This is a genomic window from Novosphingobium sp. JCM 18896 (assembly GCF_025938095.1).
Classification (GTDB): Bacteria; Pseudomonadota; Alphaproteobacteria; order Sphingomonadales; family Sphingomonadaceae; genus Novosphingobium.
In genome coordinates, this window is record NZ_JAPCZF010000005.1 from 308,640 (window position 1) to 331,979 (window position 23,340).

Below are 23,340 nucleotides of genomic sequence, written 5' to 3' on the forward strand. Positions count from 1 at the left end.
ATGGCTCTTGCTGACCGTGAACTGATTGCACGCGTACTCGATACACCGCTGAACAACCTCCTGGCCGAAGCCCGCAGCCGCCGCGACCAACGCAATGGTCCCTTGGGCCCGCAGCGGATGACCTATTCGCCCAAGGTCTTCATCCCGCTGACGCGGCTCTGCACCGACGTCTGTCACTATTGCACCTTTGCAACGACGCCCTCGCGGCTGCACGCACCCTACCTGACGCCCGAAGAGGTGCTGCAGATCGCGCGCGACGGCGCCGCGGCCGGCTGCAAGGAAGCGCTGTTCACCTTGGGCGACGCGCCCGAGCGCCGCTATGCCGCTGCCCGCGAATGGCTGGCGGAACGTGGTTTCGAGCGCACGATCGACTACGTCCGCCACTGCGCCGAGCTGGTCCTGAAGGAAACCGGCCTGCTGCCGCACGTCAACGCCGGCGTGCTGACCGAAGACGACTACCACATGCTGCGCCCGGTTGCGGCCTCGTGCGGGCTGATGCTTGAGAGCACGTCCGAACGCCTGCTCGAAAAGGGCCAGTCGCACCACGGCTCGCCCGACAAGGTGCCGGCTGTGCGCTTGGCCTCGCTCGAAGCCGCGGGCTGCGCCAAGGTGCCGATGACCTCGGGCATCCTGATCGGCATCGGCGAGACGGCCGAGGAACGCATCGAGTCGCTGATCGCGCTGCGCGACGTGCATCTTGCGCATGGCCACCTGCAGGAAGTCATCGTCCAGAACTTCTGCCCCAAGCCGGGCACCAAGATGGCCGAGGCACCCGAGGCGACCGAGCAGGATTTCCTGCGCGTGGTCGCCGCGGCGCGGATCATCCTGCCCGACGAGGTCTCGGTCCAGGCGCCGCCCAACCTCAACGACGAGCGGCTGGTCGAGCTGATCGACGCGGGTATCGACGACTGGGGCGGTATCTCGCCGGTCACGGTCGATCATGTGAACCCCGAGGCGCCCTGGCCCGAGATCGAGCGGCTCGAGGCGATCTGCGCTGCCGCTGGTCGCCCCCTCGTTGAACGTCTGACGATCTACCCGCGCTTCGTCGCCACCGATGACCGCTCGTGGATCGACGCCAAGCTCCATCCCGCCGTGCTCAAGCTGTCCGATGCCGAAGGCCTCGCGCGTGACAGCCGCTGGAGCCCGGGGGTGTCCGATCACCCGCCGGCCAGCCCGGCGCTGCCGCTGGGCCGGCGCTACGACGGTCCGACTGCGCCGGCGCTGCACCGTATCCTCGACAAGGCGGCGGGCGGCAATGAGCTGTCGGTCGACGAGATCGTCGCGCTGTTCGCGACGCGCGGTGCCCAGGCCCAGGCGGTGGTCGAGGCGGCCGACGACCTGCGCAAGCAGGCCAAGGGCGAGACGGTGACCTATGTGGTCAACCGCAACATCAACTACACCAACATCTGCACGCACACCTGCAGCTTCTGCGCCTTCTCGAAGACCAGCAGCAAGGCGGGCTTCCGCGACAAGCCCTATGACCTCGACCTGTCCGAGATCGCCGACCGCGCGCGCGAGGCCGTCGCCAAGGGGGCGACCGAAGTCTGCCTCCAGGGCGGCATCCACCCGCGCTACACCGGCGATACCTATGCGAGCATCGTCAAGGCGGTGAAGGACGCCTGCCCGGACCTCCACGTCCACGCCTTCTCGCCGCTCGAGGTGACGCAGGGCGCGCAGACACTCGGCGTCTCGGTCAGCGACTATCTGAAGCGGCTCAAGGACGCCGGGCTGGGCTCGCTGCCCGGCACCGCGGCCGAGATCCTGCACGACGACATCCGCCAGCAGATCTGCCCCGACAAGCTGACCACGCGGCAGTGGCTCGACGTCGTGCGCGACGCGCATCTCGTGGGCCTGCCGACGACCTCGACGATCATGTACGGCCACCTCGAACGCACCGAGCACTGGGCCGCGCACCTGCTCGAACTGCGGCGATTGCAGAGCGAGACCGGCGGCTTCACCGAATTCGTGCCGCTGCCGCTGGTCCACATGGAAGCGCCGTTCTACCGCAAGGGGCAGAGCCGCAAGGGCCCGACCTGGCGCGAGGCGCTGATGATGCACGCGGTCGCGCGCATCGTGCTGTTCAGGCAGATCGACTCGATCCAGTGCTCGTGGGTCAAGCTCGGCGTCGACGGCGCCTCGGCCGTGCTCGCGGCGGGAGCGAACGACCTTGGCGGGGTGCTGATGAACGAAAGCATCAGCCGCGCGGCGGGGGCCAGCCATGGGCAGGAGCTGACGGTCAAGCAGTTGCTTGATGCGGCGTCTGCTGCCGGGCGGCCGCTCAAGCAGCGGACGACGCTCTACAAGGACGTGGTCAGCCGCGAGAGCGAGGTGGCATAAGGCAAGTTACCTTGGTTCGTCATCCCGGGCTTGACCCGGGATCCCGCTGCCTTTTCAGCGTTGCGCCCGAAGGAAAAGAGCGGGACCCCGGATCAAGTCCGGGGTGACGTGAGGCGTGAACAAGCACCGATGCGATAGAGCACTGTCTTCGGGAGGCAGAGGCCGACGGTTCGCGTTAGCCCCGCATGTAGACCGTCAGCGACGCGATCTTCCCGCTGTCGTCGAACCGATAGTGGTTGGTCGTGTTGCGCACCGAACCATCGGGCAGTTGCGCCTCGATCTCGACCGCGATGCCTTCCGCCCCGACGAAGCGCGCGCCCGGCGTGGGGAAGGGCGAACCCGACCCGAACACCATTTGCTGGAACTCGCGGATCGCCGGCTTGCCCTGGAAGCTCTGTCCGTTGGGCAGGGCATAGCTGGCGTCCTCGGCGAACAGCGCCATCCAGGCATCGATGTCCTTGGCGCGGACCGCCTCAAAGTAGGCGTCGACCGTGAGGTTCGGATCTGCGGGCCGCGCCTGGCCATCGGCTTCGACGGCAGCGCGGCGCAGGCGCGCCAGCATGACGTCGGCCGCGGCGACCAGCCCCGACAGCGCCAGGGTTTCCGAAACCGGCAGGTCGCGGCAGTGGTCGACGTCCTTCTTGAGCAGGTCGTGCAGACCCTGGAGGCTGGCCGGCGCACCGATCGCACCTGGCTTGGGCTGGACCATGCCGGGGCCGACGCGCAGCGCGAAGCTTTGCGCCGATCCGGCCATGAAGGCATCGATCAGCTGCTGGCGGTCGAAGCCCATGTCGACGCCGAGATCGATGATCGAGGCCGACATGCCGTAGTTGGCGATCGAGATCAGGTTGTTGAGCAGCTTGCCTTCCTGCCCGCGCCCGACCGGGCCGAGGTGCGAAAGCTGGCTGCCGATCGCCTCGAGCCAGGGGCGTGCCTTCTCGAGGTCCGCGTCGTCGGCGCCGATGAACAGCGACAGCTTGCCTTCGAGCGCCGCGGGCTGGCCGCCCGAGGAGCCGACGTCGACGAAACCCACGCCGACGGCCTTGGCCTGCGCCGCGAGTTCGCGCGCCAGCTCGGGCGAAACCGTCGAATGGAGTAGCACGAGACCACCTGCGCCGAGCGCCTCGAACAGGTACCCGTCGCCGGCCAGCGACTGCAACTGCGCATCGGTCCGCACGCAGATGCCCAGCATGTCGGATTGCCGCGCGGTCTCGATCGGATCGTTCGAACGCGTCGTGCCGGGCTCGTCGAAGGCGGCGAGCATCGCTTCCGAGATGTCGCAGCCGATCAGATCGAAGCCCTGGCGCGCGAGCCGCCGGGCGATCGGCGCGCCGAGGCTGCCGAGCCCGATGAAACCGGCTTTGATCGGCGTTTTCGAGGTCACGGGCGCATGACCCAGCCGCCGTCGATGTGGATGACCTGACCCGTAATCCAGGCTCCGGCCGGCGAGCTCAGCATGATTGCCGTGCCGACCAGTTCCTCTGGCTCGCCGCGGGGGCGGGTGGCGCAGGTCATCTGCAGGAACTGGATGAAGGGGCTGTCGTCGGGCACCAGCATCTTGCCCGCGTCGGACTTGACGTTGCCCGGCGCGATCGCGTTGCAGGTGATGCCGTCCTTGCCATAGCGCTTGGCCAGCGAGGTGGTCAGGCCGACCAGCGCGAGCTTGGTGATGCCGTAGAGCCCGGTGGCGGGAAAGGCGCCGCCCGAGGTCTGGTTGATGATGGCACCGCCGCCACGCTCGCGCATCGACGGTGCGACCGCGCGCGCGCAGAGCAGCGCGCCGGTGGTGTTGACCGCGAAGGCCTTGTTCCAGGCGTCGAGCGAGACGGTTTCGAGGTCGTCGTAGGACACGTCGACCATCAGCGCGGCGTTGTTGATCAGAATGTCGACGCCGCCGAAGGCCGCCTTCGCGGCTGCGGCCATGGCAAGGGTCTGCTCTTCGCTGGAGACGTCCACTCCGACAGCAATGGCTTTGCCGCCGGCGCCGATGATCTCGTCGGCGACGGCCTGGGCACCGTCCTTGTTGAGGTCGGCGACGACCACCGAGGCGCCGGCATTGGCGAAGCCGAGCGCATAGGCACGGCCGATCGAATTGCCGCGGCCGCCGGCACCGGTGACGACGACGACTTTGCCGTCGAGGCGGAACTGGTCGAGGGTGAATGCCATTTCTATCAAACTCCGGGATTGGCCGCGGCGAGGAAGCGCGCGGAAATGGCGGCGATCTCGTCGGCGCCGAGGTGGTCGGGCAGGATCGCCTTGAGCAGGTTCATGTCCTTGAGCAGCATTGGCGCGCCGGTGGTGAAGGCCGCGGGCGAGGGCAGGCGCGCGAAGACGCCGAAGCCGAACGAGTTGCCGCTGCTCGCGCCGATCAGTTCGACGAAGGCCTGGCGATCGATGTCGAGCGCGGTCGCCGCCTCGATCGCCGCCTGGGCGACGCCCATGTGCGCCGAGAGCATCGCGTTGTTGACGATCTTGGCGCGCTGGCCGGCGCCGGCGGGACCGAGCAAGGGGATCAGCCGGCCGAAGGTCTGGAACACCGGCAGCGCGGCCTCGTAGGCCTCCTGCCGGCCACCGCACATGACGGTCAGCGTGCCCGCCTCGGCGCCGGGCGAGCCGCCGCTGACCGGGGCGTCGATCAGGAAGAGGCCGGCCGCGTCGCACTGGGCTTCGAGCCTGGCAACGGTCTCGGGCAGGATCGTCGAGTGGATGGCGATGCGCCCGCCACGCTTCATCACGGGGATGAGTTGGTCGGTGATCGACAGCACGTCGGCATCGTTGACCACGCAGATGCCGACATGGTCGCAGGCCGCGCCGAGTTCGGCGACGGTGGCGGCGGCCTTGGCGCCCTTGGCCGTATAGGCTTCGAGCACTTCGGGGCGCCGCGCCCAGACGACGAGGTCCATGCCGGCATCGACGATGCGATGCGCCATGGGGCCGCCCTGGCTGCCGACGCCGATGAAGCCGATGGTTTCAGTCATGGTGGATCAGCCTGCCGTTATGCCAGCGTCGATCGAGACGCAGGCGCCGTGATAGGAACGGCCCGCCGGTGAGGCGAGCATGGTGATCAGGTCGGCGACGTCGTCCACCTCGACCGTGCCGCGCAGGCCCGAGAAGCGCTGGATCAGGTCGTATTCGACGCCTTCGGGCATGGTCATGCCGTTGGCGATATTGGTGATCATGCCGCCCGGCGCGACCGCGTTGATGCGGATCGGCTTGCGCACATATTCCATCGCCATGGCCTTGGTCATCTGCACGAGCCCGGCCTTCGATGCGCAGTAGGCCGCGGCATAGGCCTCGCCGACGAAGGCCGCGGTCGAGGCGCAGTTAACGATGGCGCCTTCTGCTTCGAGCAGGTGCGGGATCGCGGCCTGCGAGAGGAAGAACGGGGCGTTGAGGTTGATCGCGATGGTCCGAAGATAGAGCTCCTGGTCCATCTCGTGGCTGTTGGCGAACTTGATGATGCCCGCGATGTTGCACAGCGCATCGAGCCGGCCGAAGCGCGTCACCGCCGCCGCCACGGCGTTCTTGCAGGCGGCCGGATCGGCAAGGTTCGCCTGGTGTACCAGTACCTCGGCGCCGCCCAGCAGCCCCGCGGTCTCGGCCAGCGCCTCGGCCTGGACGTCGACGATCACCAGGCTCGCGCCGGCTTCGGCCAGCTTGATCGCCGTCGCGCGGCCAAGTCCCGAGGCTGCGCCGGTGACCAGCGCGACCTTGTTTTTCATGTCTATCGGAAGTGCCATCAGTTCACCCGTGCCAGGGAAGGCCGGCTTCGACCTTCTTTGCCATTTCCATGATCACGCCGTTGACCAGCGAGGCGCGGGGCCAGCCGGCGTGGACGCCGTATTGCAGCGAGAATTCGAGCATTTCCTCGCGGGTGCAGTTGCCGCTCGCCATGCCGGCGTGGAAGTGCGACTTGATCGGGATCTCGGCGGCGCTGTTGGCGACGCCGACCAGGGTGATCCAGCGGCGCGAACGCTCGTCAAGGCCCGGACGGCACCACATCTCGCCGAAGACGAAGTTGTTGATCGCTTCCTGGAACGGGTTCGACGAGGGGCCGCCGGGGAAGGTCATCGTCTTGGTGAACTCGGCCTGGCCCTTTTCGCCACGCGCGACGGGATCCCAGGCTTCGGCGCGGATCGGCGGGCAGTTCGCGGGCTTGAGCCCCAGCGCCTGCTGCGCGCGATTGTTCGCCGCATCCCATTCGAGCCCGCGCGGCCAGCCGCCGTAGACCGCCAGGTGCAGCGCGCCTTCGCGCAGTTCATCGAGCGTCAGCTCGCCGCTCTTGAGCGCGCCGCGGACGTAGCCGTCGATCATCGCTTCGGGCGCGGCGCTCATCACCGCGCTGGCGATCGAGATCAGATAGCGCGAGCGTCGGTCGAGACCGGGCCGGCTCCAGACCTCGGCATAGACGAAATCACGGATCGACTCGTCGACCGGTGATACCGGCGCCTGGGCCGGCTGGCCGTTGACTTCGGTCTGCAGCGCCTGGCCGCGGTCCGAGCGTTCCTTGGGATCGAGCAGGGTCATCGATCAGCCCTCCGGTGCCGCGAGGTTCATCCAGATGTTCTTCGGCTGGAGGAACTCGCGGAGCCCCTCGATTCCGCCGAGACGGCCATGGCCGCTCTTGCGGAAGCCGCCGAACGGCGCGTTGGGCTGCATCGCCTCGCCTGCGCCGTTGACGTGGATCATGCCCGCCTGGAGCTGGCCGGTGACGTAGTGCGCGCGGCGCAGGTCCTTGGTGTGGACATAGGCGCCGAGGCCGTATTCGGTGCCGTTGGCCAGCGCGATCGCCTCTTCCTCGGTGTCGAACGGGGTGACGACGAGCACCGGCCCGAACACTTCGTTCTGGGCGATGTGGCAGTCGTTGGGCACGTCGGCGAGGACGGTGACGGGCAGGAAGTAACCGTCGGAATGGTCGCCGCCGAGCCGCTGGCCACCGGCGATCACGCGGCCGCCGTCGGACACGCCGCGGTCGATCATGCCGGTGATGCGGTCGAGCGCGGTCTGCGAGATCACCGGGCCGAGCACCGTCGACGGATCGTAAGGATCGCCGACCGGGATGTGGCTGGCCATGCCCGCCAGGGTCTGCAGGTACTGGTCGTAGATGCCGCGCTGGACGAGCAGGCGGGTGCCGTTGACGCAGCCCTGGCCATTGGCCGAGATCGCGCCCGACATGCCGCGCTTGACCGCGTTCATCAGGTCGGCGTCGTCGAACACGATCACCGCCGACTTGCCGCCGAGCTCGAGCCCCACGGGCTTGAGCGAACGTGCGGCGTTGGCCAGAACCTTGCTGGCGGTGGCGCCCGAGCCGATGAATTCGATCTTGTCGATGCCGGGGTGCGAGACCATCGCCTCGCCGACGTCGGCGGCGCCGGTGACGAGGTTGACCACGCCCGCGGGGAAGCCCGCCTCCTGGATCAGCTCGACCAGCTTCATCGCGCTGTAGGGCGCGAGGTCGGGCGACTTCAGCACCACCGTGTTGCCCGCCGCGAGCGCCGGGGCCATGACCATCGTCGCGGCGAAGAGCGGGCCGTTCCATGGCACGATGATGCCCAGCACGCCGTAAGGCTCATAGGCGACGTAGTCGTGCGCCGGGCCGCCCCACATTGGGATCGTGCGGCCGTGGATCTTGTCGCACCAGCCGCCGAAATAGCGGAACTTCTGCGCGGCGTCGTAGCCCATGTAGGGAGCATAGGACGAAACCGAGCCGTTCTCGGCGATCAGGCTGGGGGCGAATTCGGCGCTCTTCGCCTCGAACAGCGCGGCCAGCTTGAAGAACAGGTTGCGGCGCTGGTCACCGGGCAGGGCGCGCCAGGCGGGGGCGGCGGCGCGGGCAGCGGCGACGGCGCGATCGACGTCGTCGGCATTGGCCATGCGGATCTCACGGGTGACCGTGCCGGTGCCCGGGTAGACGTGGGCCAGCGTGTCACCGCTGCCCTGTTCTTCGCGGCTGTCGCCGATGATCAGCGGAAAGCGCGGCAGGTCGCCCGCCGTCGGTTGCCTGAAGGCCATGATGTCCTCTCCATAACGACGCGGCGTGTCCGCGTGCGAGTCGAACGAGACTTTAATATGCCTGTTTTTAGGCTGGCAAGCGGATTCGTATCGACGTATCGTGTCCCCGATCGATAATAACATGCATATAATTGGAAATGACTGATGGTTGAGGATGGCGAGGCTAAGGGTGGCGCGGGCAAGCGCCAGCTCGTGCAGCAGACCACGGAGCGGCTGCGCGAGCTGATCTATGCGCGCGAGCCCGAGGAATTGATCGGATCGCTGCCCGATCTGGCCAAGCTGCTGGGCGTGGGCATCGTCACGATGCAGCAGGCCGCGCGCCTGCTCGAGCACGAGGGTGCGCTGGAGGTCCGGCGCGGTCCGGGCGGCGGCTATTACGGCAAGCGTCCCGACGCGGCGGCGCTCGAACGCTCGCTCGCGGCCTATATGCGCACGCGCCCGCACGGCTGGGAAGAGGCGCTCGACATGACCTCGCTGCTGTTCAACGAGCTCTGCGCCGCCGCCGCGCGCGAGGGCGATGCGGCATTCCATCCCGAACTGCGGGCGATCGCCGAGCGGGTCGATCTATGCGCGCGCGATGTCGACACCGGCGCGTGGGAAGAGGCCTTCCAGGACCTGCTGTTCCGCATGGTCGAGCGGCCGCTGTTTGAGCTGCTGACGCGCGTGACCCTGCGCTTCGCCACGAGCCGGCCGACGGGGACGCCGTCGATCTACCACGAGGGCGCGTCGATCGCGGGCTGGAAGGCGGGGCGGCATCGCATCATCGACGCGATCCTCGCGCGCGACGAGGCGCTGGCGCGGTTCGAGGCCGATCGCAGCAACCGCCAGGTCGTGCTTGGCTGGATCGAGCGTCAGCGGGGCGCTGCGGACTGAGCGCGCTGCCGTAGCGCTTTCGTCTTTCCGTCGCCCCTGCGCAGGCAGGGGCCCAACCGAGCTTTCGCTCTGAAGCGAAAGGCGCGTGGAGGCGCGGTCAGATGGGCCCCTGCCTACGCAGGGGCGACGGTCGGAAATTCAGGATACCTCGGGGCGATCACATCCGCCGGATCTGATCCCAGGCGGCGTCGGTCATCCAGGTATATTCGAGGTAGTGACCGAACTGCTTGCGGCCGTCGAGATAGAGGAACTTGAGGTTGTCGCCGCCCATGTCGCGCTCCATCGCGAGGGGCAGGTCCTGCTCGTCGACACGCTTGCGGAAGTCGGCCCAGTCCTTCACGCGGAAGCAGACCTGGTGAAAGCGCAGCGGTCCGCCGTTCGACGGGGCGTTGCCATAGATTCCCAGCGGATCCTCGATCGCCTGGATCAGCTCGTACTGGATATCGCCGATCCAGATGAAGCAGAGCCGCACCTTGTTGATCACCTCGCGGCCGTCGGGGCCGTTGACCGGCTGGTCGACCTCGATGATGTGCGGCTCGTGCGGCAGGCCGCGACCGCGGAACTGGTCGATCCCTTCCTCGAGATTGTCGCAGACGAAGCCGAGCTGGTAGAGCTGTCCTTCGAGCATTCCGGTATCTCCCAATCGTCTCTGATCAAAAACCCCTGCCGTCATCCCGGGCTAGACCCGGGATCCCGCTATCCTTCGAACGGCCTTGGGTGACCGCGAGAAGTGGGACCCCGGATCAAGTCCGGGGTGACGATAATGGGGAGGGCGTTCGGCTTACTTCCCCTCGGGCTCGACGTCGTAGCGCGACAGGTAGCGTTCGAACTGCGGTTCGAGCGCTTCCTTCGACAGGCCGAACTGCGCCAGCTTGTATTCGTGGACGCCGAACTTGTCCTGCGGGTTGTCGTCGACCCAGGCCTGGATGCCGGCTTCGGCTTCGGGCGTGAAGTCGTCGCCGAGCGTCGCGTAGAGCTTCTTGGTCGTGCCCACGGGATCGCGCATGAGGTCGGCGTAGTGGACGTCGATGATCTTGTCCTCGCCGAACTTGTCGCGGAAATCCATGATCCGGTTGGCGTGCTGGACCTGCTGCCACGAATAGTTCTTGCCGAGCCATTCGTAGTCCGGCTCGCCCAGGAACATGCGGTGGCTGAGCTGGATCAGGCTCGCGAGCGAGCCGGTCGCGGTATAGGGATCGCGGTGCGTCCAGATCACCCGCGCGTCGGGGTAGACCTTGAACAGCGTCTCGAGGAACAGCGAGTGCGAGGGCTTCTTGAGATTCCAGGTGCCCGGCGCATTGTGCTGGAGCACCTGGAGGAACTTCTTGTGGTACTCGTAGGACGAGGTCATGTCGCACGAGAAGATGAACTCGCCGTACTTGGGCAGGATGCCCTTGGACTCGATCATCAGCGTCTTGAAGTCGCCGGCCATCATGAACACGCATTCGTTCGGATAGACCGCCGAGCCGCGGTAGAACTTGCCCGCGGCGGGGTTGGCGGCGAGGCGGGCGCGTTCCTCTTCGAGCCGGGCGAGGGCGCGCGGATCGTTGTAGAGCGTTTCGCTGGTCGCCGGCGGCACCGGATCGTCGATTTCCCAGGTCAGCGGCGAACGGCGGCCGGGATCGGCGGCGAGCAGGTTCGACATCAGGGTCGTGCCCGTGCGCGCCATGCCCATGACGAAGACCGGGCGTTCGATCGGGCGATCGAGCAGCTCGGGATTCTGCTTGAGATAGTCGGCGATCTTCAGGCGGCTGCGCAGGTAGTGCAGCGTATCGGCCTTGGCGCGGTCGATGCCCATCTCGGTATAACGGCCCACGGCGATGCCGTCGTTGAAGTCCTCGACGAAGACGTCGAGGCCCTCGCGATAGGTCTCGGCGTCGAACGCGTCGATGCCGGTGTCCTTGTGCGCCTGTTCGATGAGCGCGTCGGCGTTGATGGGTTGGGCCATCGTCAGGATCCTTCTTCCCGCTGAATTGCTTTGTGGGCTCGATGGCCCGTTGTCCGCGAGCTAACGCCTTGGGGGGCGGGGTTGGCAATGCGGTTCCATCGCCCCATCAGGCCAGTGCGTCGAAATCAGGACAAGACCGTTCAGGCGGTCCGGATCCCTCGGGTCTGTCGCTGACGGAACTGGCTGGGACTGATGCCCACCGCGCGGCGGAAGGCGAAAGTGAAGCTCGAGGGCGAGGAGAAGCCCATGGTGAAGGCGATCGTCTTGACGTTCTCGCCCGACACCAGCAGCCGCTTGGCGCCTTCCATGCGGCGGCTCTCGATATAGTCGCCGATCGAACAGCCGCGGCTGACCTTGAAGCCGCGGGTCAGCTGGCGGACCGAGATGTTGCAGAGCTCGGCCAGTTCGCCGAGCGAGGGAGCGACGGGATCGTCGCTCAGGCGTTCGTCGATCAGCCGCAGCCGCCAGCCGGCGAGGCCGCCCGTGGCCGGACGCTCGTCGACCTCGAGGCAGAAGCGCGCGAGTTCGATCGCCAGTTCGCCGGTCAGGAATTCGAGCATGCGATCGGCGGCGAAGCCGGGATGGCGCACTTCCTGGGTCAGCCGGAACAGCAGTGCGCGCACGCGCGCGCTGGTCAGGTCGACCGTGGCGGCGAGCTTCTGGTCGGTCCAGGCGAGCTCGTAGCCGATCACCGCGTTCACCGCAGCGCGGTCGAGGAAGCAAAGCAGCGAGGCCTGGCGGCCGCTGTCGCCCTTGATGTGCAGCGCCTCGTCGGGCGGGATCATGAAGATGTCGCCGAGTCGCTCGAACCGATGCGGCCCCCAATGCTGGTGATAGCAGGCGCGCGCGTTGAGCGGCCGCGGGGTCAGGCACATGTTGATCTGGTAGCAATCGGGATCGCAGAGCGTGGACTCGGTCGGCGCCGGAATGTCGTAGCGCACGAGCTGAGCGACCGCAGCCGCACCGCGCAGTTCGGCATCGACGATGATCGTCGCTTCGTGCGAGATGATCGGATCCTGTCCCAGCGGCATCACGCGACCCTGTTCCTGTTTGTGTCTCTGATTTGATGGTCTGGCCGGTAATCTACAGGCAGCGCGGTTGCGGCACAAGCGCGGCGGGAGGACATCTGAAAGCATGACGCGTCCGGAACACCGGCGCATTTTCTGATACCCCGCGAGGAGAGACATGATGGCGAAGGGCTTGTTCGATTGCACCGGCAAGGTGACTCTGGTTACCGGCGGCAACGGCGGCATTGGCCTGGGCTTTGCCAAGGGCATCGCCAAGCAGGGCGGCGACATCGCCATCTGGGCGCGCAATCCCGAGAAGAACGCCGCCGCCAAGGCCGAGCTGCTCGAAGCCGGCGCGGGCCGCGTCGAGACCTATGTCGTCGACGTCTCGTCCGAGGATGCGATCCTGGCCGGCTACGACACGTTCATGGCCGACTTCGGCCGTATCGACTGCGTCTTCGCCAATTCGGGGGCTTCGCCGCGCTATGACTCGGTGTTCGACATGCCCACCGATCACTGGTTCGAATTCCAGAAGACCGCGCTGCACGGCGCCTTCTTCACCTTGCGCGAGGCTGCGCGTCACATGAAGGCGCGCGCCGAGGCCGGCGAACCCGGTGGCAGCCTCGTAGCCTGTGGCTCGGGCTCGCTGTACCAGGGCCTTGCCGGCAAGATGGAATATGCCGGTTCGAAGTGCGCCGTGGCCGGCGTGATCCGCAGCCTCGCGGTCGAGATGGGCCAGTATGGCGTGCGCGCCAACGTCGTCGCGCCGGGGCTCATCATCACGCCGATGATGGGTGCCGCCGATGGCCCGGCGGCGCAGTATCTCGAGAAGACCTACGGTCCGCAGACGCCGGCCAAGCGCGTCGGCTATCCCGAGGACTTCGAAGGCATCGGCGCCTACCTCTGCTCAGATTCCTCGGGCTTCCTGACGGGGCAGACCATCTACATCGACGGCGGCTATCAGATCCGCCCCTGATCGGACGAAGACGCGATAACAAAGATCGGAAGGAGAGACCGCCATGCCCATCCTCAACATCCATGAGGTCAACGACGTCCGCCTCGATCCGAAGGAACCGCCGGTTCCGGGCGACAAGGACGTGGTGATCAAGGTCAAGGCCTGCGGCATCTGCGGCAGCGACCTGACCTACATCAAGTATGGCGGCATCATGCGCCCGCCGGGCGGCGTCACCCCGATCGGCCACGAAGCCGCGGGCGAGGTCATGGCCGTGGGCAGCGCGGTTCAGGGCGTGTCGGTCGGCGATCGCTTCGCGATCAACCCGATGAACACGCCGAGCAACATCGGCAGCGGCGGCCCCGAAGGCGCCTTCACCGACCAGCTCCTCGTCGCCGAGGCGCGCGTCGGCGACAATCTGCTGCCGATCCCCGAGGACGTGCCTTACGAGATCGCCGCGATGACCGAGCCGCTTTCGGTCGCGCTCCACGGCGTCAATCGCGCCCAGGCTAAGGCCGGCGACAAGGTCGTGGTCTTCGGCTGCGGCCCGATCGGTCTCGGCATGGTGCTCTGGCTGGTCGATCGCGGTGCCAACGTCGTCGCGCTCGATCTCTCGGACGAACGGCTCGAACGCGCCAAGGCGCTCGGCGCCAATGCCGTGATCAACCCGTCGCGCGAGAACGTGCGCGAGCGGCTCGAGGAACTGCACGGCACCGCCAAGCTGCTCAACCGCAGCGCGGTCGGTACCGATGCCTTCATCGACGCCGCCGGCGCGCCGAACATCCTGATGGATGTGGTCGGCATGGCCAAGTTCCATGCGCGTCTGGTCGTCACCGCCGCAGTGATGAAGCCGGTCGAGCTCAACCTCGGCACGATGCTGACCAGCGAGATGACGATCACCACGGCCATGGGCTATCCGACCGAGATGCCCGAGGTGGTTGCCGCGCTGCCGCGCCTCAAGGACAAGATCGCGACGATGATCAGCCACCGCCTGCCGCTGAGCCAGGTGCTCGACGGCCTCAAGATCGCGGCCACGCCCGAGAGCTGCAAGGTCATGATCCACGCGGACGAGGACGCCTGAGCATGAGCACGCAGCCCAAGCTCGCCGATTTCGTCCGCTCGGGCGACGCCCAGACCGATGCGGTCGAGATCACGCCCTTCGTGTTCATGGCGCGCGGCGTCTCGAACGCGCACCTCGTCACCACCAGCGATGGCGACGTGATCGTCAACTGCGGCATGCCCGAGGACGGCGAGCGCGCGAAGGTGTTGTTCGCGCCGCATCGCACGGGCCCGATCCGCTACATCATCCTGACGCAGAGCCACGCCGACCACTTCGGCGGCGTGCCCGAGTTTCAGGAAGAGGGCACGCAGATCGTCGGCGGTCCCGACTACGTCGGCGCGCGTGACGACATGATGGGGCTGCAGTCGTTCTTCGGAAAGCGGACCTTCAAGCTCTGGGGCTCGACGCTCAAGCGCGACAAGCCGCCGATGCCGATCCCGCAGGTCACGCCCGACATTTTCGTCGATCGTGAGCTGACGCTCGACGTCGGCGACCGCACCTTCCAGCTGATCTCGGCGCCCGAGGGCGAGACCGTCGACAACATCGTCGTGTGGATGCCCAAGGAGAAGATCGTCTTCACCGGCAACACCTTCGGCCCGGTCTGGCTGTCGATGCCTTTCCTCAACACCCTGCGCGGCGACAAGCCGCGGCTGGTCAAGACCTACCTCAAGAGCCTCGAGAAGATCCGTGCGCTCGGTGCCGAGATCGTCGTCACCGGCCACGGCGAACCGATCGTCGGCAAGGAGCGGATCAAGGCCGATCTCGACAAGATGCACGCCGCGGTCTCCTACGTCCGCGACTACACGCTCGAGGGCATGAAGGCGGGCAAGACCGTGCACCAGCTGATGCGCGAGTTCGCCTTCCCCGACGACATCAAGATCGGCGACTTCCACGGCAAGGCGATGTGGGCGGTCAAGTCGATCTGGCGCGAGTATTCGGGCTGGTTCCACTACGAGGACGGCACGACCGAACTCTACGGCGTTCCGCGCTCGTCGGTCGACGCCGATCTCGTCGAACTGGCGGGCGGAGCGGAGAAGCTGGCCGAACGTGCGAAGGCGCGCCTCGACGCCGGCGAGCCGCTGGAGGCCCTGCACCTCGTTGCGATCGCACTCGGTGCGGAGCCGGGCAACCGCGCGGCCTTGCTGGTGAAGAAGGACGCCTCGGCGCTGCTGCTCGAGCGGTCGGGTCAGAGCAATCTCAGCGAAACGATGTGGCTGCGCTCGGAAATCGCCGACGTGGACGCTGCGCTGGGGGCTTAGTCGTCTCACCCTCATCCAAGCTTCGCTAGCTCCTGCGGAGCAAGCTGCGCTATCCTTCTCCCGCCAGCGGGAGAAGGGGCGCGCTAAACCCTCTCCCGCTGGCGGGAGAGGTGCGAGACTTGCTGAGCGCAGCGAAGCTAGTCGCAGCGGTGAGGGTGGCTTAGCTCACGCAAACGGCGCCAAACCCGTCAGCATCATGCGCACCAGGTCGGCCTGTCCGCTGGCGCCGGTCTTGGCGTAGATCCGCTTCGAATAGTTGCGTGCGGTCTCCTGCGTCAGCTGGAGTTCCGCGCCGGCCTCGACGATCGAGCGGCCCTGGCTGATCGCTTCGGCCAGCGCCGCTTCGCGCGTCGACAGGCCTAGCGTGGCCGCCACCACCGGAGCCGCGCTCTGCGCATTCTCGCGCCGGTCGCGGCGGACGAGGCCCACCGCGTAGCCACTGCTCAGCGGGCTGTCCGAGGCCACGGGCGCGCGGCGCAGCAGCACGTCCTTGCCGAGCCTTTCGTCGAAGCGCACCGTGCGCCGCGCATCGGGCCTGGCCGTCGACAATTCGCGGCAGGCAGCGTTGAGCGCCTGGGTCGCACCCGCGCGGAGCTGTGCGCGGCCGACGCTCTGCCCGGTGCTCTGGATGTCGAGTTCCTCGGTGGCGATGGCATCGGCGATGATCGCCTGGCCCGCGGAGTCGAAGATCGCCTGTCCGACGCCGAGCAGTGCCAGCGCGTCTTCGGCGATCGTCGCGCGCAGGCGCAGGCCACGCAGTTCCATCAGCATCGTCAGCGCCAGCGCGAAATGCGGTGCCAGCGAGGAGAGCAGGGCGCTGTCGCCCGCGCCGAAGTCGAGCCGGTCGTGGAGCAGCACCAGCCAGGCGTTGTGATCGCCCTTGGCGACGATGCGGATGAAGCGCGCATGGGCGACCCAGGCGGCGTCGAGCACGCCGCGCTGGCGCTGCACGGCTTCGGGGCTCTCGGGCAGCGTCGTCTCTTCGAGCGAATAGACGCGGTTGGGACGCAGCGAGGCATAGGGCAGCAGTCCGGCCTCGCTGAAGGCCTCCAGGTCGAACGGCGTCGCGCTGGGGGCATAGCCGCGGACGCGGATCGTCCGCCGGATCGGCGGCATGCCCGACATGCCGCCCGGTCGGATGAACAAGTGCAGCCGCTGCGCGCGGGTGCGCGCGAGCAGGCGATGCAGGAAAGTGTCCCACAACGGCTCCTCGTCCATGCCGGTGAAGAGGGGCAGGAGGAGGTCGCGTTCGTCGATCGTACCGAGCGCCATGCACTTTGCTCCCATATGGGAGCGTTGGGGTCAAGCGCGACTCGTCATGTAGCCCGTGACCGCACCCCAAAAGTCAGGGCGCCGGAGAGGGACGATGACCATCATTTCACCAACCAGACTGACTCACCTGCAGCGGCTCGAGGCCGAGGCGATCCACATCATGCGCGAAGTCGTCGCCGAGGCCGAGCGCCCGGTGATGCTCTATTCGGTCGGCAAGGACAGCGCCGTCATGCTGCACCTGGCGCGCAAGGCGTTCTATCCGTCGCCGCCGCCGTTCCCGCTGCTGCACGTCGACACCACCTGGAAGTTCCAGGAGATGTACAAGCTGCGCGATCGCATGGCGACCGAGAGCGGCATGGAGCTGCTGGTCTACCAAAACCCCGAAGCGGCCGAGCGCGGGATCAACCCGTTCGACCACGGCGCGCTCCACACCGACATGTGGAAGACGGAAGGGCTCAAGCAGGCGCTCGACAAGTACGGCTTCGACGCGGCCTTCGGCGGCGCCCGTCGCGACGAGGAGAAGAGCCGCGCCAAGGAGCGCATCTTCTCGTTCCGCACGGCCTCGCACGGCTGGGACCCGAAGAACCAGCGCCCGGAGCTGTGGAACCTCTACAACGCCCGCAAGAACAAGGGCGAGTCGATCCGCGTCTTCCCGATCTCGAACTGGACCGAGCTCGACGTCTGGCAGTACATCCACCTCAACGACATTCCGATCGTGCCGCTCTATTTCGCGGCCAAGCGCCCGACCGTGGAGCGCGACGGCATGCTGCTGATGGTCGATGACGACCGCTTCCCGCTCAAGCCCGGCGAAGTGCCGGTCGAGCGTTCGATCCGCTTCCGCACGCTCGGCTGCTACCCGCTGACCGGCGCCGTCGAGAGCGAGGCCAAGACTCTGCCCGAAGTCATCCAGGAAACCCTTCTGACCACCACGTCGGAGCGCCAGGGTCGCGCGATCGACAAGGACGCCGGCGGTGCCGGCATGGAAGTCAAGAAGCAGCAGGGGTACTTCTGATGTCGGACATCGAAACCAAGAGCAACGATCCGGTCTACGTCACCGAAACCCTCATCGCCGAGGATATCGACGCCTATCTCGAACAGCATCAGCACAAGACGATGCTGCGGTTCATCACCTGCGGCTCGGTCGACGACGGCAAGTCGACGCTGATCGGCCGTCTGCTCTATGACTCGAAGATGATCTTCGAGGATCAGCTCGACGCGCTGACCGCAGATTCCAAGAAGGTCGGTACCCAGGGCGCCGAGATCGACTTCGCGCTGCTGGTCGACGGCCTCGCCGCCGAGCGTGAGCAGGGCATCACGATCGACGTGGCCTATCGCTTCTTCAACACCGAGAAGCGCAAGTTCATCGTCGCCGACTGCCCGGGCCACGAGCAGTACACGCGCAACATGGTGACCGGCGCCTCGACCGCCGACCTCGCCGTGATCCTGATCGACGCACGCAAGGGCGTGCTCGTCCAGACGCGCCGCCACTCGTACCTGTGCCACCTGATCGGCATCAAGAACCTGGTGCTCGCGGTCAACAAGATGGACCTGGTCGACTACAGCCAGGAAGTCTTCGACAAGATCGTCGCCGACTATGCCGAATTCGCCAAGTCGATCGGCATCGAGAGCTTCACGGCCATGCCGATCTCGGGCTTCAAGGGTGACAACATCACCGGCCCGTCGGACAACACGCCCTGGTACAAGGGACCGAACCTGATCGAGCATCTCGAGACGGTCGAAGTGCTGAGCTCGGTCGACGTCGACAAGCCGTTCCGCCTGCCCGTGCAGTGGGTCAACCGTCCGAACCTCGACTTCCGCGGTTTCTCGGGCCTGATCTCGACCGGCTCGGTGAAGCCCGGCGATGCGATCCGCGTGCTGCCCTCAGGCAAGACCTCGACGGTCACCCGCGTCGTCACGCTCGACGGCGATCTCGACGAGGCGGTCGCGGGCCAGTCGGTCACGGTCTGCTTCGCCGACGAGATCGACTGCTCGCGCGGCGACGTCATCGCCACGGCGGACAATCCGCCCGAGGCGGCCGACCAGTTCGAGTCCACCATCGTCTGGCTCAACGACGAGCCGCTCCACGTCGGCCGCGCCTATTGGCTGAAGCTCGGCACCCAGACCGTCTCGGTCACGGTGCGTGAGCCCAAGTACACGGTCAACGTCAACACGATGGAGCAGATGGCGGCCAAGACGCTCGAGCTCAACGCCATCGGCGTGGCCGAACTGTCGACCGACAAGCCGCTCGTGTTCGAGGCCTATGCCGACAACCGCACGCTCGGCGGGTTCATCCTGATCGACAAGATCACGAATGCCACCGTCGCCGCGGGCATGATCAACTTCTCGCTGCGCCGTGCCCAGAACGTGCACTGGCAGGCGGTCGACATCAGCCGCGATGCCCATGCCGGCCTCAAGAACCAGAAGCCGGCCGTGCTGTGGTTCACCGGCCTCTCGGGTTCGGGCAAGTCGACGATCGCCAATCTCGTCGAGAAGAAGCTGCACCGGATGAACCGGCACACCTTCCTGCTCGACGGCGACAACGTGCGCCACGGCCTGAACAAGGACCTGGGCTTCACCGAGGCCGATCGCATCGAGAACATCCGCCGCGTCGGCGAGGTGGCGAAGCTGATGACCGATGCCGGTCTGATCGTCATCACCGCCTTCATCTCGCCGTTCAAGGCCGAGCGCGAGATGGTGCGGGCGATGCTGCCCGAGGGCGAGTTCCTCGAAGTGTTCATCGACACGCCGCTGAGCGTGGCTGAAGAGCGCGACGTCAAGGGCCTCTATAAGAAGGCGCGTGCCGGCGATCTCAAGAACTTCACCGGTATTGATAGCCCCTACGAGGCACCGGCGAAGCCCGAGATCCGCATCGACACGACCAAGGTCACGCCCGACGAGGCGGCGAACCTGATCGTCGACGCGCTGCTCGGCGACGCCTGACAATACACCGCTGCCCCGGCCGGTCCGGGGCAGCGGGATTGGGAGAACAAGACAATGTCGATGAATGACGCCGAACTCGCGGCCCACCTTGCCGAGGTCTCGGGCCAGATTCTGCTGCAGGTGCGTGCCTCGGGCATGCTGTCGCTGAAGGCGCTGGGCAAGGCGGGCGACGCCACGGCCAACCAGTTCCTCGTTCACGCGCTGCGCGAGCAGCGGCCCGACGACGGCCTGCTGTCGGAGGAAGAGAAGGACAATCCGGTGCGGCTCGAAAAGAGCCGCGTGTGGATCGTCGATCCGGTCGACGGCACACGCGAATACGGCGAGGCGCGCACCGACTGGGCGGTCCACGTCGGTCTCGCGATCGACGGCGTGGCGACGATCGGTGCCGTGGCCTTGCCGGGTCTCGGCGTGGTGCTGCGCACCGACGCGCCGACCACTGTTCCCGCCGCGCCCGAGAAGCTGCGTATGGTCGTCAGCCGTACGCGTCCGGCCAAAGAGGCGACCGACGTCGCCGAGAGGATCGGCGCGGAACTGGTGCCGATGGGTTCGGCCGGGGCCAAGGCCATGTCGATCATCCGCGGCGAGGCCGACATCTATCTGCATTCGGGCGGCCAGTACGAATGGGACAGCTGCGCCCCCGCCGCGGTGGCGCTCGCGCATGGCCTCCACGTCTCGCGTATCGACGGCAGTCCGCTCGTATACAATCAGGCCGACGTCTACATGCCGGACCTACTGATTTGCCGCAAGGAACACGCCGATCGTATCCTTGGTGAGATCGCGCAACTGGCCTGACCGCGACGCTTCCCGACCAAGAGCGATCTTGGTCGGGCTTGCGCGACTATGGCGGATTTGTCACACCTTAAAAAAAGGCGAGAACATCTCGTTTTGCCCTGTTGGCAAACGAACAGTTCATCTCTTTAATCATTCTCGATCGATGTGATCATTGGGGCAACCGCCGATCTCGCGCAAAGCGAGAGGGTGGGGGCATGAGACTGGTCTGACCAGTTCGAGGGGAGGATTGAAGATGAAGGGCATTCGTGCGTTCGCCTTGGCTGGCGTCAGCTTCCTGAGCGTTGCGGCACCGGCTTTCGCGCAAGATCAGGTGGCCAAGGACTCCGACGAGGTCGGTCTCAGCGGCAACGAGATCGTCGTTTCGGCCCGCCGCCGCGAGGAATCGCTGCAGGACGTGCCGCTGGTCGTCAACGCGGTCACCGCGGACACGCTCGACAAGCTCAACATCCGTGAATTCAAGGACGTTGCGACCTTGGTTCCGGGCCTCCAGCTCGGCCAAAGCCAGAACGGTATCGGCGCCCAGGCGACCCTGCGCGGTGTCGCCTATGACGTGAACGCCAGCGGCAACAACGGCACGATCGAATTCTACCTCAACGAAGCGCACATCTCGGCCGGCCAGTTGTTCATCTCGATGTACGACGTCGGCCAGATCGAAGTCCTGCGCGGTCCTCAGGGCACCTTGCGCGGTCGCGCCTCGCCGTCGGGCTCGATCACCGTATCAACACGCAAGCCGGTGCTCGACCAAGCCGGCGGTTATCTCAACGGTTTCGTCAACGACATCCACGGCTGGAACCTCAACGGCGCGATCAACGTGCCGATCATCGAGGACAAGCTGGCGATCCGCGTTGCCGGCGTGATGGATCAGAACCAGGAAAACCGGGTTCGCAGCATCAACAACCCGCTCGATCCGCATCAGGAGACGCAGTCGGGCCGTATCACGGTCCGGGCCGAGCCGTTCGACTTCCTGTCGCTCAACGGCAGCTATACGCGCACCAAGCGCAAGTCGCGCAGCTTCTACCAGTTCGAATCGGCGAACCTGCGCGATCCTTCGCTGCCCGCCAGCCCGGTGTTGATCCAGGCTGACGATCGCCTCTCGGTCATGCAGTTCCCGGCGAAATACGAGCAGGACTACGAAATCTGGAACTGGTCTGCCCAACTTCGCCTGGCCGGGCAGAAGCTCGACTACGTCGGCGCCAACAACAAGCAGCACTTCATCTCGGGCGGCCCCGCGGACACGGGCAGCTTCTTCAGCGCGGCATTCCCCTTGGCGCTGCGCACCGCTGGCCAGTCGACCGACAGCCGCGGCTCGGAAACGACGCATGAGTTCCGCCTGTCGAACGAAGAGCGCATCGGCGGGATGTTCGATTACGTGGTCGGCTATTTCTACGACAAGCTCGATTCGCCCACCGCGCTGATCCAGCAGACCCCTGTCTTCCTGGGCCTGCCGGGACCGACGACGCCGATCACCGTTGTCAACACGCCGATCTCGCGCGGCGGCGGTTCGGTCGAGAAATCGTTCTTCGGTAACGTCACCGCGCATATCGGGGATCAGCTCGAGATTTCGGGCGGCCTGCGCCACATCAAGTACCACTCGACCGGCTTCCTCACGATCGCCGGCACGGCAGTCGCGGCGGCAGCCGAGGATCGCCGGATCAACGCGACGATCTATTCGGCTTCGGCGACCTACCGCGTCACGCCCGACCTGATGATCTATGCCTCGACGGGCAGTTCCTGGCGTCCGGGCTCGAGCACCAATCCGACGATCTTTCGCGAGATCGCCAATCCCAGCCCGCTGCTGTCGTCGTACTACTTCCCGGCGCCGGAGACCTCGAAGTCCTACGAGATCGGCTTCAAGTCCGAATGGTTGGACAAGCGCTTGCGGTTTAACGTCACCGCCTATCATCAGGACTTCAAGAACTACGCCTATTCGTCGCGCAACGTGTTCATCGCGGCCAATCGCGCCAACGGCGCGCCGAACGTGTTCACCGCCGGCCCGGCTATCGCGGTCGGCGTTCCGGCAAAGGTCGACGGTATCGAGGGCGAGATCGGCTACCGCATCACCGACCGCTTCGATATCGGCGTGACGGCGTCCTACGCGCTCAGCAAGATCAAGAACGGTCGCATTCCGTGCAACGACTACTCGCCGCGCGATGGCGTTCCGGACACCTCGGGCGCGGTGCCGACCTATACCGCGATTCAGACCGCCAACGGCGGCGAGCAGATCGCGGTCTGCGCGGTCAACTATCGTGCCGGCGTCGCCGCGCCGTTCAGCGCTACGGTGCAGTCGGAATTCTCGCAGCCCGTCGGCTTCGGCGACGCATATGTCCGCGGCCTGTTCAGCTACCAGGGCGATTCGCAGAACGATCCGGCCAACGCCTTCGACGACATCAAGGCCTATGGTCTGCTCAACCTCTATGCGGGCATCCGTTCGGCCGATGGCAGCTGGGACGTCGGCATCTATGGCAAGAACATCACCAATGTCGGACGCGTCCTGACCACCAAGGCCACGCCGGACACGGTCAGCTATCAGATCGGCGCGACGGGTGCGAACGGTGTGAGCACCTATCGTCAGGTCCAGCTCTACACCAACCCGCGCGAATTCGGCGTCAACTTCACCGTGCGCTTCGGTTCGCGCTGAGCCTAGCACCGGACTTCAGGGGAGGCCGGCGGGAAACCGTCGGCCTCTTTGTTTGCCAGGCCTTTCCGTTGTGTCCTTGCCTGTCCGTCCGCGCCTGCGGCCGGCAAATGTTAACCTATTGCTAAAATGTCACAGCCCGACAGAAACTGAGGCGGCCTCATTTTGTAATTGGCAAATCTCCGCCGCTCACCCTAGTGACCCGCCCTCGCATCAGAGGCGCCGGCTGTGAGGCCGCGCGAGCGGCACGAGC

At 66.3% G+C, this 23,340-nt stretch carries 19 protein-coding genes; 9 read left to right on the top strand and 10 right to left on the bottom strand.

The genetic code is table 11. The annotated features are described in order from the left end of the window. Nucleotides 1-2,337, top strand: coding sequence for a 5-amino-6-(D-ribitylamino)uracil--L-tyrosine 4-hydroxyphenyl transferase CofH (gene cofH / locus OLX23_RS18715; RefSeq protein ID WP_264446553.1), 2,337 nt, complete (start codon nucleotides 1-3; stop codon nucleotides 2,335-2,337). Nucleotides 2,338-2,512: 175 nt separating this feature from the next. Here cofH and OLX23_RS18720 read toward each other — a convergent pair whose 3' ends face one another. The 6 genes from OLX23_RS18720 to OLX23_RS18745 are packed head-to-tail and all read right to left on the bottom strand — an operon-like array spanning nucleotide 2,513 to nucleotide 8,349. Further along, nucleotides 2,513-3,721 (bottom strand): NAD(P)-binding domain-containing protein, encoded by a 1,209-nt coding sequence (locus tag OLX23_RS18720; RefSeq protein WP_264446554.1) that lies wholly within the window; start codon nucleotides 3,719-3,721, stop codon nucleotides 2,513-2,515. Beyond that, entirely contained in the window at nucleotides 3,718-4,503 is a 786-nt protein-coding gene (locus OLX23_RS18725; protein WP_264446555.1) for an SDR family oxidoreductase, read from the bottom strand. The genes OLX23_RS18720 and OLX23_RS18725 overlap by 4 nt, the downstream gene beginning before the upstream one ends. 5 nt (nucleotides 4,504-4,508) lie before the next feature. After that, nucleotides 4,509-5,315, bottom strand: a complete 807-nt coding sequence (locus tag OLX23_RS18730; RefSeq protein WP_264446556.1) for an NAD(P)-dependent oxidoreductase — start codon at nucleotides 5,313-5,315, stop codon at nucleotides 4,509-4,511. 6 nt (nucleotides 5,316-5,321) lie between these two features. Then, nucleotides 5,322-6,077, bottom strand: coding sequence for an SDR family NAD(P)-dependent oxidoreductase (locus tag OLX23_RS18735; protein WP_264446557.1), 756 nt, complete (start codon nucleotides 6,075-6,077; stop codon nucleotides 5,322-5,324). A 4-nt stretch (nucleotides 6,078-6,081) separates the two neighbouring features. Beyond that, on the bottom strand, nucleotides 6,082-6,864 hold the full coding sequence (locus OLX23_RS18740) for a carboxymuconolactone decarboxylase family protein (RefSeq protein ID WP_264446559.1): 783 nt from the start codon (nucleotides 6,862-6,864) through the stop codon (nucleotides 6,082-6,084). Nucleotides 6,865-6,867: 3 nt separating this feature from the next. After that, nucleotides 6,868-8,349, bottom strand: a complete 1,482-nt coding sequence (locus tag OLX23_RS18745; RefSeq protein WP_264446560.1) for an aldehyde dehydrogenase family protein — start codon at nucleotides 8,347-8,349, stop codon at nucleotides 6,868-6,870. Between the two features lie 144 nt (nucleotides 8,350-8,493). Here OLX23_RS18745 and OLX23_RS18750 point away from each other — a divergent pair, with 144 nt between their 5' ends. Further along, on the top strand, nucleotides 8,494-9,222 hold the full coding sequence (locus OLX23_RS18750) for a transcriptional regulator (protein ID WP_264446561.1): 729 nt from the start codon (nucleotides 8,494-8,496) through the stop codon (nucleotides 9,220-9,222). Nucleotides 9,223-9,379: 157 nt separating this feature from the next. Here OLX23_RS18750 and OLX23_RS18755 read toward each other — a convergent pair whose 3' ends face one another. The 3 genes from OLX23_RS18755 to OLX23_RS18765 form a co-directional block, all read right to left on the bottom strand. Further along, nucleotides 9,380-9,850, bottom strand: coding sequence for a VOC family protein (locus OLX23_RS18755; RefSeq protein ID WP_264446563.1), 471 nt, complete (start codon nucleotides 9,848-9,850; stop codon nucleotides 9,380-9,382). 153 nt (nucleotides 9,851-10,003) lie between these two features. Continuing rightward, nucleotides 10,004-11,170 carry a sulfotransferase family protein gene (locus tag OLX23_RS18760; RefSeq protein ID WP_264446564.1) on the bottom strand — a complete coding sequence of 389 codons (1,167 nt, stop codon included), beginning with the start codon at nucleotides 11,168-11,170 and terminating at the stop codon, nucleotides 10,004-10,006. Nucleotides 11,171-11,310: 140 nt separating this feature from the next. Then, nucleotides 11,311-12,201: a helix-turn-helix transcriptional regulator gene (locus tag OLX23_RS18765; RefSeq protein ID WP_264446781.1), complete on the bottom strand. Its 891-nt coding sequence runs from the start codon at nucleotides 12,199-12,201 to the stop codon at nucleotides 11,311-11,313. Between the two features lie 154 nt (nucleotides 12,202-12,355). Here OLX23_RS18765 and OLX23_RS18770 point away from each other — a divergent pair, with 154 nt between their 5' ends. From OLX23_RS18770 to OLX23_RS18780, 3 genes are read left to right on the top strand one after another with little or no spacing between them, the layout of a single operon-like run. Next, entirely contained in the window at nucleotides 12,356-13,153 is a 798-nt protein-coding gene (locus tag OLX23_RS18770) for an SDR family NAD(P)-dependent oxidoreductase (RefSeq protein ID WP_264446565.1), read from the top strand. A gap of 43 nt (nucleotides 13,154-13,196) precedes the next feature. Next, on the top strand, nucleotides 13,197-14,210 hold the full coding sequence (locus OLX23_RS18775; RefSeq protein ID WP_264446566.1) for a zinc-dependent alcohol dehydrogenase: 1,014 nt from the start codon (nucleotides 13,197-13,199) through the stop codon (nucleotides 14,208-14,210). Between the two features lie 2 nt (nucleotides 14,211-14,212). Then, entirely contained in the window at nucleotides 14,213-15,448 is a 1,236-nt protein-coding gene (locus tag OLX23_RS18780) for an MBL fold metallo-hydrolase (RefSeq protein WP_264446567.1), read from the top strand. Nucleotides 15,449-15,613: 165 nt separating this feature from the next. On the opposite strand, the gene OLX23_RS18785 is transcribed toward OLX23_RS18780, so the two are convergent. Then, nucleotides 15,614-16,720 (bottom strand): helix-turn-helix transcriptional regulator, encoded by a 1,107-nt coding sequence (locus tag OLX23_RS18785; RefSeq protein ID WP_264446568.1) that lies wholly within the window; start codon nucleotides 16,718-16,720, stop codon nucleotides 15,614-15,616. A 94-nt stretch (nucleotides 16,721-16,814) separates the two neighbouring features. On the opposite strand from OLX23_RS18785, the gene cysD reads away from it, so the two are divergent. From cysD to OLX23_RS18805, 4 genes are all read left to right on the top strand, one after another. Continuing rightward, nucleotides 16,815-17,732, top strand: a complete 918-nt coding sequence (gene cysD, locus OLX23_RS18790) for a sulfate adenylyltransferase subunit CysD (protein ID WP_264446569.1) — start codon at nucleotides 16,815-16,817, stop codon at nucleotides 17,730-17,732. Further along, nucleotides 17,732-19,660, top strand: coding sequence for a sulfate adenylyltransferase subunit CysN (gene cysN, locus OLX23_RS18795; RefSeq protein ID WP_264446570.1), 1,929 nt, complete (start codon nucleotides 17,732-17,734; stop codon nucleotides 19,658-19,660). Before cysD ends, cysN begins: the two co-directional genes overlap by 1 nt. 54 nt (nucleotides 19,661-19,714) lie before the next feature. Further along, nucleotides 19,715-20,452: a 3'(2'),5'-bisphosphate nucleotidase CysQ gene (locus OLX23_RS18800; RefSeq protein WP_264446571.1), complete on the top strand. Its 738-nt coding sequence runs from the start codon at nucleotides 19,715-19,717 to the stop codon at nucleotides 20,450-20,452. Between the two features lie 232 nt (nucleotides 20,453-20,684). Further along, the gene (locus OLX23_RS18805) at nucleotides 20,685-23,090 is read left to right on the top strand and encodes a TonB-dependent receptor (protein ID WP_264446572.1); all 2,406 of its coding nucleotides are present in this window, start codon (nucleotides 20,685-20,687) and stop codon (nucleotides 23,088-23,090) included. Nucleotides 23,091-23,340 lie beyond the last annotated feature (250 nt).